We start from the raw sequence: 14,221 nt of genomic DNA on the forward strand, positions 1-14,221 counted from the left end.
TCTTCACCACGCGGGCGGTAGTTTTAGGCGTTGATCGAAGACGGGTGAGATCATGACTGTGCTAGTCACCGGCGGCGCCGGCTATATCGGAAGTCACACGGTCCTGGCGCTGGCGGAAGCCGGCGAGGACGTCGTCGTGATCGACGATCTCTCCACGGGTTTCTCCACCTATCTGCCGGAAGGCGTGCCGCTGTTCATCGGCGATGCCGGCGACGAGAACCTGCTCGAAGGCGTGATCGCGCAGCACGACATCGAGAGCATCATCCATTTCGCGGGCTCGGTCGTCGTGCCGGATTCGATGCGCGATCCGCTCGGCTATTATCGCAACAACTTCATGACCGCGCGCAATCTGCTCAACGTCGCGGTCAAGCGCGGCATCAGCCGCTTCATCTTCTCCTCGACCGCCGCCGTCTACGGCGATCCTGACCAGGTGCCGGTGCCCGAGCATGCGCCGACGCGACCGCTGTCGCCTTACGGCTCGTCGAAGCTGATGACCGAAATCATGCTGCATGACGTCGCCGCCGCCTACGGCATGCAATATGTGACCTTGCGCTACTTCAACGTCGCCGGCGCCGATCCGCAGGCGCGCATCGGCCTTGCCACCGCCGGTGCCACGCATCTGCTCAAGATCGCAGTTGAAGCCGCCACCGGCCAGCGCGCCAAGATCGACGTGTTCGGCACGGACTATCCAACCCCGGACGGCAGCTGCATCCGCGATTTCATCCACGTCACCGACCTCTCGCAGGCGCATCGCTCGGCGCTGGCCTATTTGCGCAATGGCGGCGCCTCGACGACGCTCAATTGCGGCTATGGCCGTGGCTATTCGGTGCTGGAGACCATCGACGCGGTGCGGCGGGTTTCGGGCCGCAGCTTCGCCGTGCAATACGCCGCGCGCCGGCCTGGCGACATCATGACCATGGTCGCCGACACCAGCCGCATCCGCGGCCTGCTCGACTGGCACCCACAGTATGATGACCTCGAGACCATCGCCGCGCACGCCCTGGCCTGGGAGGACAAGCTGTTCCGCGAGCGCCATGGCGAGCTCCGCCACGCCGTCTCGGCCTAGAATCAACCCGAGCGCAAGCCCTTAATTGGGCTTGAAAAACTGTAGCCGAGCGGGCACAGAGGCCCATCGATCCCTGACGCACGGGCAGGCTTTGTCCCGCGCCGTCAATGGACACCGGATGGCCCAGTTCCCAAAGAAAATCACTGACGACCCCTATGCAGCAGCGGTGTTGATTCGCCGCCTGGTCTTGGAACAAGGGGTCGTTTACTGGAGGCGCTACCTCGTCGCCTTCGCGCTGATGGCGCTCGCCGCCGGCGCGACCGCAGGCGCGACCTACGTGCTCGGCCAGGTCATCAATCAGGCCTATGTCGACAAGAACATTCCAGGCATCGCGATGTTTTCGGCCATCACGGTGGTGCTGCTGTTCATCAAGGGCGTCGCGACCTACGGCCACATGGTGATCTTGACCAAGATCTCCAACGCCATCCTCGCTACCAACCAGCGTCAGCTCTTCGCCAAGCTGATGCGCGAAAGCGTCGGCTTCTTCTCCGAGCGGCATTCGTCCGAATTTCTGGCGCGGCTGACCGCCGGCGCCAAGTCCATCACCGACGTGCTCAACATGCTGGTCAACGCCGTCGGGCGTGACCTATTGATGCTGCTTGCTATGATCGGCGTGATGGTATGGCAGGACCCGATGATGTCGTTCATCGGCCTCGTCGCGGTGCCACCTGCGATGCTGGTGCTGCGCAAGCTGGTCAAGCGCATCAAGGGTCTCGCGCATAACCAGTTCACCGGCACCGCCGATATCATGGAAACCATGCAGGAATCGCTGCAGGGCATCCGCACCGTGAAGGCGTTCACGCTCGAAGACACCATGCAGAAGCGCATCGACGAGAACATCGCGATCGTCGAGCGCAATGCCAACAAGATGGCCCGCGTCGCCAACCGCTCCAATCCGCTGATGGAGATGCTAGGCGGATTCGCCGTTGCCGGCTGCCTGCTCTATGGCGGCTACAGCGTGGTCGCGCTCAATGCGACGCCCGGCGCGTTCTTCTCTTTCATGACGGCATTCCTGATGGCGACCGAGCCGGCCAAGCGGCTGGCGCGGCTCAACATCGACCTGAACAGCCAGTTGGTCGGCGCGCGCATGCTGCTCGAGGTCGTCGACAGTCCGGCGAGCGAGCAGTCCGATGACGACAAGCCGGCGCTGAAGCTGTCAGATGCCCGCATCGAGCTGCGCGACGTGAGCTTCTCCTATCGCTCAGGCGAGAGCGTGCTCAACCGCATGAGCTTCGTCGCCGAGCCGGGCAAGGTCACCGCGCTGGTCGGCCCGTCCGGCGGCGGCAAGTCGACCGTGCTGGCGCTGCTCTTGCGCTTCCACGAGGTGACGCAAGGCGAGATCGTGATCGACGGGCAGTCGATCTCGTCAGTGTCGCGAAAATCACTCCGAGCGCAGACCGCCTATGTCGGCCAGGACGTCTATCTGTTCCGCGACACCATCCGCAGCAATATCGCCTTCGGAAGGCCGGGCGCGAGCGAACAGGAAATCATCGAGGCCGCAAAAGCGGCCTGCGCACATGATTTCATCATGGGTTTCCCGCTCGGCTACGACACGCCCGTCGGCGAGCACGGCACGCAGCTGTCGGGCGGCCAGCGCCAGCGCATCGCGGTGGCGCGCGCGTTGATCAAGAACGCGCCGATCATCCTCTTGGACGAAGCCACCGCCGCGCTCGATTCGGAGTCCGAGCGGCAAGTGCAGGAGGCGATCGAGCATCTCTGCCAGAACCGCACCACCATCGTGATCGCGCACCGCCTGCACACCATCATGCACGCAGACCGCATCCTGGTGGTCGAGGGCGGCGAGATCGTCGAGCACGGCCGGCACGACGATCTGCTGCGCCGCGGCGGGCGCTATGCGTCGTTCTTCCGCCTGCAGCATCACCATTCCGGCGCTCTGGCGCCGATCAGCGCAACCGCATAGAGTTCCTTGTCAACCTCAAGAGCCGCGAGACCCGCTCCATGAACGCCGCCTCCTACGTGATTCCGCTTCCGCCCCAGGCTTCGCTTCCCGTCGTCGGTGAGAGCGGCCGCTATCCGGTGCGCCGCATCTGGTGTGTCGGTCGCAATTATCTCGAGCACATCCGCGAGATGGGCAATGACGAGCGCGCCCCGCCGTTCTTCTTCGCCAAGCACGCCGACATGCTGGTGCCTGATGGCGCCACCATTGCCTATCCGCCCCTGACCAAGGATCTGCATCACGAGGTCGAGCTGGTCGTCGCGATGAAGAGCGGTGGGCTGAACATCCCTGCCGACAAGGCGCTCGACCACGTCTACGGCTACGCAGTCGGCATCGACCTCACCCGCCGCGACCTCCAGATCGCCTCGCGCAAGAAGGAGCGGCCGTGGGAGATCGGCAAGTCGTTCGACGGCTCCGCCCCGTGCTCCGCGATTCAGCCGGCATCGAAGATCGGCCACCCCGCCAAGGGCAAGATCTGGCTCACGGTCAACGGCAAGGAAGCGCAGAAGGGCGACCTCACCGAGTTGATCTGGAACGTGCCCGAAATCATCTGGCAGCTCTCGCAGCAGGTGAAGCTCGCCGCCGGCGACATCATCATGACGGGCACGCCGGCCGGCGTGTCGCAGCTCCAGGTAGGCGACAAGCTCGAATGCGGCGTCGACGGCATCGGCACGTTGAAGGTCGCGATCGGCCAGCCAGAATAGGCTGAGCTCAAATCAAGGAAAACGCAAAGCCCCGGACGTCGCGTCCGGGGCTTTTACGCGCTCAAGTTCGCCGCTCATGCGCGCCGGCCACGTTGATGTCCTTCCCGGTGTAATCGGTCATCATCGCGGTCGCGGCCAGCGTCACGACAGCGCAAATCGCGATGTAGATTGCGATCGCGGTCGCCGAGTGGAACGTGCCGAACAGCCAGGTTGCGATCAGCGGCGCCGGACCGCCGGCGATCACGGAAGCGAGTTGATAGCCGAGCGAGGAGCCGCTGTAGCGCAGGCGTCCGGTAAAGCTCTCGGCGATCAAGGCGGCTTGCGGGCCGTACTGCATGTCATGCGGAATCAGCGACAGGATGATCGCGACGAAGATGATGGTTGGCGATCCGGTGTCGAGCATCGCGAAATAGACGAAGCCGAATATGCCCGTCACGGCAGCGCCGATCATGTACATGTTCTTGCGGCCGATCTGATCGGAGATATGTCCGCACAGCGGAATCGAGACGAACGACAGCACCGAGGCCGAGAGCACCGCGGTCAGCAGGAAGTCGCGCGAGACATGCAAGGTGCCGATGCCATAGGAAAAGACGAAGGCTGTGAAGATGTAGAACGGCGCCTGCTCCGACATGCGCGCAAAGGCGGACAGCAGAATCTCCTTCGGATACTCCCGGATCACGGTCAGCATCGGCGTGCGGTCCACCTGACGTTCGGCCACGAGCTTTGAGAACACCGGCGTTTCGAGGATGCCGAGCCGGATATAAAGGCCGACGCCGACCAGGATGATGCTGAGCGCGAATGGAATGCGCCAGCCCCACGCCAGGAACTGATCGCCCGCCATCTGGCTGAACGCCAGCACGGCGAGATTAGCGAGGAACAGACCGCAGGGCACGCCGAATTGCGGCCATGACGCGATCAATCCTCGGGATCGGTCGCTGCGGGCCCATTCCATCGACATCAGCACCGAGCCGCCCCACTCGCCGCCAACGCCGACGCCCTGAATGAATCGCAGCACGGTCAGGATCACGGCGCCCCAGATGCCGATGCTCGCATAGGTCGGCACCACGGCCACCGCGGCGGTCGCCAGTCCCATCAAGAGCAGCGTCGCGATCAGCGTCGACTTGCGGCCGATGCGGTCGCCATAGTGACCAAAGATTGCCGCGCCGATCGGGCGCGCGATGAAGCCGACTGCGTAGATCGCAAACGCCTCCAGCGTGCCAACCCAGGGGTCGGACTGCGGAAAGAACAGCTTTGCGAAAACCAGACCGGTGACGGTGCTGTAGAGAAAGAAATCATACCATTCGATCGCGGTCCCTACCGTGGACGCGATCACCGCGCGACGAAGCTGGCGCTGATGCTCGGATGGAGTAAGTCGGGTGGCGTCAAGGCCGAGTGTTGCCATGGGAGCGTTTCCTCCGGACAGCCCCCCGGTTGCGTATTTTTCGCCGGTTGTTCCTTGAGGAACAAACGAGATCAGGTTCCAAGGGTTCCGGCCGAGGTGGAACGAGAGTGTAAAACTTTAGTCGGCCAATAAAGCCGCGGCGCACGCTGCCGGATGGCTTGGCGCTACCAAGCCTTCACGGGCCGATTGGCGTGGCTTGCCTGCGGCACACCGCGATTGAGCGACATGTGGGAATGCACGCACAGCCACGTTTTGCCATTCCTGGCAAACACCATCGTGGCCCGGCCGGGGCGTGGAAACGGGCTGCCATCGGGATGATAGCCCGTGCTTGCCCATGGCGCGATCACAGTCGCCATCGTGCCATCGGCGGATGCCAGGATCGAGGTCTGATCGAGCACGAAATGAAAATCGGTCGTCTTGGGCCAGACGTTATTCCATTGCGTCGAGACCCACTGATCAAGACCAGGGATGACGTCGTTATGCGTGCCGAAGGCAAGCACGTCCGGATGGAAGAGCGGCCGCGCCGAAGCGTAATCAACCTCCCGGACATAGCCGGCAAAACTTTCCAGCCAGTGGCGGAAGAACTGCACGATGTCCGTATTCGCGACCGGCAAGGGGCTCATCGCGACGCCCTGATCACCGCAGAGCCGACAGCACGATGAGGCCGAGGATCAGCGCCGTCAGCGAATATTTCAGCGCGTAGTAGACGTTGCGGTTCCATTCCTTGACCTTGCGGCTGGCGAGATGGATCTCGTAGAGCTTGCCGAACACCTTGTTGAGCACGCCGACATTCTCGCCGTCGACGTTCTGGGTCGCCGACGCCTTGACGATGTGGTGGCTGACCCAGCGGTTGATGGCGGTCATGAAGCCGAACTTCATCGGCCGCTCGACGTCGCAGAACAGGATAATGCGGTTGACGTCGGTCGCATTCTCCGCGCTGTGGATGAAGGTCTCGTCGAACATGAAGGCTTCGCCGTCGCGCCAGACGCATTCGACACCGTCGACCAGGATGCGGCACTTGTTCGAGTTCGGCGTGACGAGGCCGAGGTGATAGCGCAGCGAGCCCGCGAACGGATCGCGATGGGCGCCGAGCTTGCCGCCCGGCGGCAGCATCGCGAACATCGCGCCGTGCACGCTCGGGATCGAGTTGAGCAGCTCCACCGTCTTCGGGCAGAGCGTGCGCGCCGACGGCAGGAAATCGTCGTACCATTTCAGGTAGAACCGCTTCCAGCCGCTCTTGAAGAAAGAGTAGAAGCCCCAGTCGTTGTTGTTGGCGGCCGCGCGAATAAAACCTTCGTCGAACAGGCGCACCGCCTCGTCGCGGATGATCTCCCAGTTCTCGCTCAGCAGCTTCAGCTCGGGAAACTGATCGACCGAGATCACCGGCTTGTTGGGTACGGCCGAGCCGACATACATCAACACATTGTAGGGCGCGAGATAGGTCGAGTGGTCGCCGAGCTGGCGCGCGAAGCGCAGCCGCTGCTTGCCGCGGAAGTGGACGTAAATCGTCGAGACGACCAGCACATAAAGGATAACAAGTTGCGGCGCAAAAAGCTGTTTCAGCATATCCCCGTTCCCAGTGACCCAGCCGGCGACGTCATCTATCCCGACCCGACCGGGGCGGCAAGATATTCACCGCTGGGTTGCACTCACACTGGCGCGAGCGGGAGCATGGAACCTGACGGAGACGCAGTCACGCCCGCGATAGCGCCTGGAGCCCTTTGAAGGTCAGGCGTTTGGGGTCGGTGACGCCGGCGAGATAGAGACGGCGGATGAAGGCGATGACGGCGTCGCGGTCGCAATCGGTCAGCGCGACGACGGCGTCGACCGCAATTCTCTGGGCTTCCATTGGGCTCACCTCGGCCTTGCGAGTAACCCCGGCCGAGACAGGCTAGGACTCAATCGGTTAAGCCGGCGTTAACCGTGCGGTCTGCGCCAGGCTCAACCCGGCGGCGATCGCGCCACCGCGCTCACCTCGAAAGGGACACCCGCCGCAGCAGCGGCAGGGTCAGGAATATCGCATCACGCCGTCGTCGATCCGCCCGAAGCGCAGCGAGACGATGTCGAGTGCGTAGTTCTGATACAGCCGCCACGGCCGCTTCGAGCCTTGCTTCGGCATCCTGGCGATCGAGCGCTGCACATAACCCGAACTGAAGTCGAGCGACGGCTGGGCGCTGATCGTGGCATCGTCATTGTGCGGCATGCACTGACGGAAATTGTGCCGGTCCATGTAGTTGATGAGCCGGCAGACATATTCGCAGGTGAGATCGCATTTCAGCGTCCACGACGCGTTAGTGTAACCGAACGCCGAGGCCATGTTCGGCACGTCGGCATACATCATGCCCCTGTAAGTCAGCGTGTTGGCGAAATCGACGGCGCGGCCGTCGACGCTGATCTCGAGCCCGCCGACGACCTGGAGCACCAAGCCAGTCGCCGTCACGATGATGTCGGCTGCAAGTTCGCGGCCGTCCTTCAGGCGGATGCCATCGCGCGTGAAGGTATCGATCTCATTGGTGACGACCGAGGCGCGCTGCTCGCGGATCGCCTTGAACAAGTCGCCGTCCGGCACGAGGCACAGCCGCTGGTCCCAGGGATTGTAGCGCGGCGTGAAATGGGTCGCGACATCGTAGTCGGGCCCCAGCGCGTTTCTGACGCCCTTGAGGATGAGGTCCTTCACTTTCGCCGGCCGGCGCCGGCTGAGCTGGAAGAAAAACGTCCCCCACATCACATTGCGCCAGCGGATCAGGTGATAAGCGAGCCGCGCCGGCAAATTACGACGCAGCTTGTTGGCGAAGGCATCGTGCGCGGGACGCGACACCACATAGGTCGGCGAGCGCTGCAGCATGGTGACCTGCGCCGCCCTCTTGGCGAGCTCCGGCACCAGCGTCACCGCCGTCGCGCCCGAGCCTATCACGACGACGCGCTTGCCCGAATAGTCGATGTCCTCAGTCCATTTCTGCGGATGCACGATGCGGCCCTGAAAATCCGCCGTGCCATTGAACTCCGGGGTGTAGCCCGCTTCGTATTTGTAATAGCCCGAGCACATGAACAGGAAATTGCAGGTGAAGCGCACGAACTTGGTTGCGCCCTCGCCTGTTGTGCGCTCGGCCTCGACGGTCCAGCGCGCCTCCGGCGTCGACCACGATGCGCGCTTGACGCGATGACGGAAGCGGATGTGCTTCTCGATGCCGTTCTCGGCGGCCGTCTCGCGCACATAGTTCAGGATTTGCGGCCCGTCGGCGATCGCCTTGGGATCGGTCCACGGCTTGAACGAATAGCCGAGCGTGAACATGTCGCTGTCGGATCGGATGCCGGGATAGCGGAACAGGTCCCAGGTGCCGCCGATGCAGTCGCGTCCCTCCAGGATGACGTAGCTCTTCGTCGGGCACTTGGTCTGCAAATGATAGCCCGCGCCAATGCCGGACAGGCCGGCACCGACGATCAGCACGTCGAAATGTTCTTTGGCTTCGGCCACGGCGGTTTCTCCCCGTTCAGAGGATGGCAGCGCCGCGGCAAATTGCAACCGTCAGGCCGCAGCAGCGGCCACGCAGGCGGTATCGAAGAACTCGTGGTACTCGACCGCCTTGCCGTCCTTGAAGCGCCAGAAATCGACCTTCGGCGTCTGCGCGACCTTTCCGGTCTTCTTGTTCGTCCATGCGCATTCGCCGCGCGCAACGACGGCATCGCCCTGCGCAACGTATTCGTTCATCGTGTAGTACTGCATGCTCCAGTCAGCAAGCAGGCCGTCGAAATAGCCGCGCAGCTCGGTCCGGTCGTCATAACGCCTGGCGAAAGGTACCGGCTCGGCTCCCCGGGGAATCGAATCGAACTTGATCTGCGGGCCGATGACGTTGTCGAACCAATAGTCGACGCTTTGGCCCTTGCTGTCGTTCCACTGGCGATAGGCTTCCTTCAAGAGCTGAACGTTGGCTTCGCTGGACATCGCATTTCCTCCATATGCATTTTGACAATGAACATCGGAAAAAAGGCCGCCCGCTGCAAAAAGTGGCGGACTTGTTGCGGCTCTACCTGCGAGCGTATCACAGAGGCGACCACAAAAAATAGGCCCCGGATCGCTCCGGGGCCCTGGTGTCGCAATCACGTCAGATCAGTACCGGTAGTGGTCCGACTTGTACGGTCCTTCCGGCTTCACGCCGATGTAGTCGGCCTGGTCCTTGCGCAGCTCGGTGAGCTTGACGCCGATCTTGGCGAGGTGCAGGCGCGCGACCTTCTCGTCGAGCGTCTTGGGCAGCACGTAGACCTTCTTCTCGTACTTGCCGTCCTTGTTGTTGGCGAACAGCTCGATCTGCGCCAGCGTCTGGTTGGTGAACGACGCCGACATCACGAAGGACGGATGGCCCATCGCATTGCCGAGGTTCACGAGGCGGCCCTCCGACAGCAGGATGATGCGGTGCTTGTCGGGGAATTCGATCTCGTCGACCTGCGGCTTGATGTTGGTCCATTTCAGGTTACGCAGCGACGCGATCTGGATCTCGTTGTCGAAGTGGCCGATGTTGCAGACGATGGCGCGATCCTTCATCGCGCGCATATGCTCGATGGTGATGATGTCCTTGTTGCCGGTGGCGGTGACGAAGATGTCGGCGCGGGGCGCGGCGTCTTCCATGGTCACGACCTCGTAGCCTTCCATCGCGGCCTGCAGCGCGCAGATCGGATCGACTTCGGAAACCATCACGCGGCAGCCGGCCTGGCGGAGCGAAGCGGCCGAGCCCTTGCCGACGTCGCCGAAGCCCGCAACCATGGCGACCTTGCCCGACAGCATCACGTCGGTGCCGCGACGGATGCCGTCGACCAGTGATTCACGGCAGCCATACAGGTTGTCGAACTTCGACTTGGTGACGCTGTCGTTGACGTTGATCGCCGGGAACAGCAGCGTGCCCTTGTTGGCCATCTCGTAGAGGCGATGCACGCCCGTCGTCGTCTCTTCCGAGACGCCCTTGATATTCTTGGCGATCTCGCCAAAGTAGCCCTTGGGCTTTTCCTTCAGCAGGCGCTTGACCAGCGCATAGAAGATCTCCTCTTCCTCCGAAGCAGGCTTGTCGAGGAAGGCGGTGTCGCCGTTCTCGGCGCGGACGCCAGCATGCACCAGCATGGTGGCGTCGCCGCCGTCATCGAGGATCATGTTGGGCGTGCCGCCGCCATGCCAGTCGAACAATTTTGCGGTGTAGTCCCAGTACTCGGTCAGCGTCTCGCCCTTGACGGCGAAGACGGGAATGCCGGCGGCCGCGATCGCGGCGGCGGCGTGGTCCTGGGTCGAATAGATGTTGCAGGAGACCCAGCGGATGTCGGCGCCGAGCGCGGCCAGCGTCTCGATCAGCACCGCGGTCTGGATCGTCATGTGCAAGGAGCCTGCGATGCGCGCGCCCTTGAGCGGCTGCTTCGGGCCGTACTCCTCGCGGGTGGCCATCAGGCCGGGCATCTCGGTCTCGGCGAGCGAGATTTCCTTGCGGCCGAAATCGGCCAGCGAAATGTCCTTGACGATGTAATCGGTGAAGCCGGGCTTCGCGTTCATTGCGGGTGTCCTGTTTGTTGAACTCGTCCTTCCGGGTCGCCCAAAGAGGCGGACCCGGCATCTCGATGTGATGGATAAGGTTCCCGGCTTCGCTCGCGTTGCGGGCGCGCCCAGGATGAGGCGTAAAACTAGAGCGCGCGCTTGAGCGGCTCGACGAGGTCGGTCTTCTCCCAGGAGAAGCCGCCCTCATTGTCGGGCGTGCGGCCGAAATGGCCGTAGGCCGAGGTGCGCGCGTAGATCGGGCGGTTGAGGTCGAGATGGCTGCGGATGCCGCGCGGCGTGAGATCCATCGCTTTAGCGACGGCCTTCTCGAGCTGGTCCTCCGACACCTTACCGGTGCCGTGGGTGTCGATGTAGATCGACAGCGGACGTGCCACGCCGATGGCATAGGCGAGCTGGAGCGTGCAGCGGTCGGCAAGACCGGCGGCAACGACGTTCTTGGCGACATAGCGCGCGGCATAGGCCGCGGAGCGGTCGACCTTGGTCGGATCCTTGCCGGAGAACGCGCCGCCGCCATGCGGGGCCGCGCCGCCATAGGTGTCGACGATGATCTTGCGGCCGGTCAGGCCGGAGTCGCCGTCGGGGCCGCCGATGTAGAACTTGCCGGTCGGGTTGATGTGCCAGATCGTCTTCGGCGTGATCCAGTCCTTCGGCAGCGCCTCGCGCACATAGGGCTCGACGATGTCGCGCACCTGCTTGGAGGTGAGATCCTCGACCAGATGCTGGTGCGACACCACGATCTCGCGCACGCCGACCGGCTTGCCGTTCTCGTATTGCACGGTGACCTGGCTCTTGGAATCCGGGCCCAGCACCTTCTCGCGGCCGGAGTGGCGCGCTTCGGAGATGAGGCGGAGGATCTTGTGGGCGTAGAAGATCGGCGCCGGCATCAGGTCGGGCGTCTCGTTGGTGGCGTAGCCGAACATGATGCCCTGGTCGCCCGCGCCTTCTTCCTTGACCTCGCCCGGCTGCAGCGCGTCGACGCCCTGCGCGATGTCGGCCGATTGCGGATGCAAGAGGATCTCGATGTCGCAGGTCTTCCAGTGGAAGCCGTCCTGCTCGTAGCCGATGTCCTTGATCGCGCCGCGGACGACGCTCTCGATCTGCTCGTTTGTCACCGACTTCGGACCGCGGGTCTCGCCGGCGATCACCACCTTGTTGGTGGTGGCCAGCGTCTCGCAGGCGGCGCGAATCTGCCAGGGGTCGATGCCCGCCTTCGGCCCTTCACGATAGAACAGGTCGACAATCTCATCGGAGATCCGGTCGCAGACCTTGTCCGGATGACCCTCGGACACGGACTCACTGGTGAAGAGATAGGACGCGCGCATCAGTAACCCCTTGTTCCGCCATTAGCCGGCGGGCGTTTGCGATGTTTACTTTTGATGATGTCAATCACGCCGACGCGAGATGACGTAGGATTCGTCGAGAAACCAGAGCCCATTGTACTTTCGCAGCACGTCCCTGGCGGCATCCAGAGTGCGGCCGTTTTGAGTCATTTCAGTCAACCGGTCGTCCTCAATCTGAGCGACATACACCGCCGCATTCCACGCTGCAAAGGCCGTCGAGGTGCCGATGGTGCCGGTGACCTCGTTGGGCAGCGCTTCCATATCATACCTGAAGATCGAACGGTTATCCGCGTAGGCATTAAAATTTAAGTCGCGGCCCACCGATCCAAGTTCATACTTAACTGCACGCAGTAGCTCATGACGGCTGACTGAGAAAGGATTTTCTCCAGGCCAGATCGCCTGGATCATTTCCATGCCCGGATCCTGGCCGTGGGAGTGAATTCCGATCAGCCGGCCGCCAGGCCGGAGCGCCCGCGCCAGCGGTGCAATGATCCGCTTGGCCCTGAAATTGACCGAGGACAGGGCCCGGTAGGGCTGAGATGCGATGACGAGGTCGAAATTGGCCTCGGCCTGTCCCGGCCGCGGAATGGTCGAATCCAACAGGAACCTATGGTCCTCGCGATAGAGCACGAGGACGACGGGTCGCTCATAGAGCGGCATAGCCGTGCGCGGGCTAATCGCAGCGCGCCAATTCTGCTCCAAAAACGGCCTCAGCTCCGCGATCTGCTGCTCGAACTCGCCCGATGAAGCGCCGCGGAGCGGCACTTCGTGCCAGACGGTGGCCGCCGCCGCCGCAGGCGATGCCGGCGTGAGCCAGGGCGCCTCGGCGTAGAACATGTTGGTGAAGACGAACACCGACGCCGGATGCTCGAAAATGCGGTCCGGCACCTTCTCCAGCGTCAGGCGCAGGTCCTCGAGGCTGAGCTCCTTGCCCGCGACATAGAACGGCATGTGCGGAAAGCGCTGGTGCGTTGCGCGCAGCACCCGCGCCAGCACCGTGCCGTCGCCGACGCCGGCGTCGAACAGGCGCAGCGCCGGCGGGCGCGGGTGGATGGAGCTTAGCTCCAGGGCAACCCTGTCTGCGATCACCCGCTTCTCGCTGCAGGTGTGGACGAACAGCAGGTATTTCTGGCGGTTCTCGAAGAAACGGAAATTGCCGCGCGGGTCGCGTTTTTCCGGCGGCACCTGAAGTCCCCGCGGCGGCGGCACGCCGCCGGCCATCGATGCGGCCATATAGGCCTGGATCCGCTCCAGCGTGTCGATGGTGATGCGCTTGCCCTCGCGCAGGCGGTGCACCAGCTTCCCATCGTTCACCGCGCGGCGGCCGAAGGTCGATTCCGCCATATCCGCCTTGCGGCAGAACTCGGTGATTTGGCTCAGGATTTCGTCGTTTTTCATCAGTGGGAAAGCGTTGGGCAGACGGGATGGGTCACACGTCCTAGCAAATTCTGCCCACTCATGGAATAGCGGATCGAGCCGCCGCGGTTTGCCGGGTGCACCAGGGCGGAAGCCGTGAACCCCTGCGCCACGCCGGAAAACAAACCAGCGCTTCTCCTCTTACGAGATCATCGCCATGCGCCGCCTGCTCGTCGCGCTCTGCCTGGTCACACGTGCGCCGTGGTCCGCGCCCGCCTTCGGGCAGGCGCGCAATCAGCTCGGTCCACTCTGCACGACCGTGACGACGCCGGCAGACCAGATGGTCGACGCCCGCACCAGGATCATCGCGCTGAAAGTCTTCAGGGGCAAAACTTCTGGCGTGCGGCCGCGTGAACAAGAAGGGCGACTACGCCAAGTTCGTCGCCGACGCCACGGAAGCGATCGGCTCCAGCCGGCCAGGCGATCTACAGCTTGCGGATGGGCCTATTACGACAAAGGCGAGTACGAGGTCGCGATCACGGATTTCGGCCACGCGCTGAAGCTCGGCCCGCCCAACGGCATCATCTTCCAAATCGCGGCAGGCAATGCCTGGCGCGGCAAGCGTGACTATGCCAAGGCCATTGCCGTCAATCAGGGCCGACCCGAAGTCGGCGTTCTCGTTCGGGCCGAGGTGGTCTCGATCACGAAGAACAAGCAGGTGCCGTCGTCGAATTCCTCGTCTGCTGGTCGAGGTCGACCTGGCGGCGAAGTGACGACGCGCTATCGCCCAACTCAGCTGTCATCGCCCGGCCTTGACCGGGCGATCCAGTATTGCAGAGACAGCGAGAGATACGGAGAAGCCG

The 14,221-nt window shown here is 63.1% G+C and carries 12 protein-coding genes and 1 pseudogene; 4 read left to right on the forward strand and 9 right to left on the reverse strand.

Annotated elements, in window-relative coordinates; translation table 11 throughout:
* The first annotated feature begins 52 nt into the window (after positions 1-52).
* The 3 genes from galE to IVA96_RS33805 all read left to right on the forward strand — a co-directional run bounded on the left by galE (position 53) and on the right by IVA96_RS33805 (position 3,727).
* A complete protein-coding gene (galE, locus tag IVA96_RS33795) occupies positions 53-1,066 on the forward strand; it encodes a UDP-glucose 4-epimerase GalE (protein WP_247422013.1) in 1,014 nt (337 codons plus the stop codon).
* Positions 1,067-1,184: 118 nt separating this feature from the next.
* The gene (locus IVA96_RS33800; RefSeq protein WP_247334353.1) at positions 1,185-2,987 is read left to right on the forward strand and encodes an ABC transporter ATP-binding protein; all 1,803 of its coding nucleotides are present in this window, start codon (positions 1,185-1,187) and stop codon (positions 2,985-2,987) included.
* A gap of 38 nt (positions 2,988-3,025) precedes the next feature.
* Complete coding sequence (locus tag IVA96_RS33805) at positions 3,026-3,727, forward strand: fumarylacetoacetate hydrolase family protein (protein ID WP_247334352.1); 702 nt, start codon at positions 3,026-3,028, stop codon at positions 3,725-3,727.
* Positions 3,728-3,788: 61 nt separating this feature from the next.
* Here IVA96_RS33805 and IVA96_RS33810 read toward each other — a convergent pair whose 3' ends face one another.
* The 9 genes from IVA96_RS33810 to IVA96_RS33850 all read right to left on the reverse strand — a co-directional run bounded on the left by IVA96_RS33810 (position 3,789) and on the right by IVA96_RS33850 (position 13,400).
* Positions 3,789-5,129: an MFS transporter gene (locus IVA96_RS33810; RefSeq protein ID WP_247278749.1), complete on the reverse strand. Its 1,341-nt coding sequence runs from the start codon at positions 5,127-5,129 to the stop codon at positions 3,789-3,791.
* A gap of 164 nt (positions 5,130-5,293) precedes the next feature.
* Complete coding sequence (locus tag IVA96_RS33815; RefSeq protein WP_247422014.1) at positions 5,294-5,752, reverse strand: nuclear transport factor 2 family protein; 459 nt, start codon at positions 5,750-5,752, stop codon at positions 5,294-5,296.
* 13 nt (positions 5,753-5,765) lie between these two features.
* A complete protein-coding gene (locus tag IVA96_RS33820) occupies positions 5,766-6,695 on the reverse strand; it encodes an aspartyl/asparaginyl beta-hydroxylase domain-containing protein (protein WP_247334349.1) in 930 nt (309 codons plus the stop codon).
* Positions 6,696-6,822: 127 nt separating this feature from the next.
* On the reverse strand, positions 6,823-6,978 hold the full coding sequence (locus IVA96_RS33825; RefSeq protein ID WP_007612486.1) for a hypothetical protein: 156 nt from the start codon (positions 6,976-6,978) through the stop codon (positions 6,823-6,825).
* Positions 6,979-7,137: 159 nt separating this feature from the next.
* Positions 7,138-8,604, reverse strand: a complete 1,467-nt coding sequence (locus IVA96_RS33830) for an NAD(P)/FAD-dependent oxidoreductase (RefSeq protein ID WP_247422015.1) — start codon at positions 8,602-8,604, stop codon at positions 7,138-7,140.
* A gap of 51 nt (positions 8,605-8,655) precedes the next feature.
* Complete coding sequence (locus IVA96_RS33835; protein ID WP_247334348.1) at positions 8,656-9,072, reverse strand: nuclear transport factor 2 family protein; 417 nt, start codon at positions 9,070-9,072, stop codon at positions 8,656-8,658.
* A 165-nt stretch (positions 9,073-9,237) separates the two neighbouring features.
* Entirely contained in the window at positions 9,238-10,659 is a 1,422-nt protein-coding gene (gene ahcY, locus IVA96_RS33840) for an adenosylhomocysteinase (protein WP_247278753.1), read from the reverse strand.
* A 128-nt stretch (positions 10,660-10,787) separates the two neighbouring features.
* Positions 10,788-11,984, reverse strand: a complete 1,197-nt coding sequence (gene metK, locus IVA96_RS33845) for a methionine adenosyltransferase (protein ID WP_247278754.1) — start codon at positions 11,982-11,984, stop codon at positions 10,788-10,790.
* A gap of 60 nt (positions 11,985-12,044) precedes the next feature.
* Positions 12,045-13,400: a hypothetical protein gene (locus IVA96_RS33850; protein WP_247278755.1), complete on the reverse strand. Its 1,356-nt coding sequence runs from the start codon at positions 13,398-13,400 to the stop codon at positions 12,045-12,047.
* 175 nt (positions 13,401-13,575) lie between these two features.
* Between IVA96_RS33850 and IVA96_RS33855 the strand changes: the two are divergent.
* Positions 13,576-14,041 (forward strand): annotated as a pseudogene (locus IVA96_RS33855) (peptidase C14, caspase catalytic subunit p20); the annotation flags it as partial.
* Positions 14,042-14,221: the final 180 nt, after the last annotated feature.

The organism is Bradyrhizobium sp. 159, from assembly GCF_023073795.1.
GTDB lineage: Bacteria > Pseudomonadota > Alphaproteobacteria > Rhizobiales > Xanthobacteraceae > Bradyrhizobium.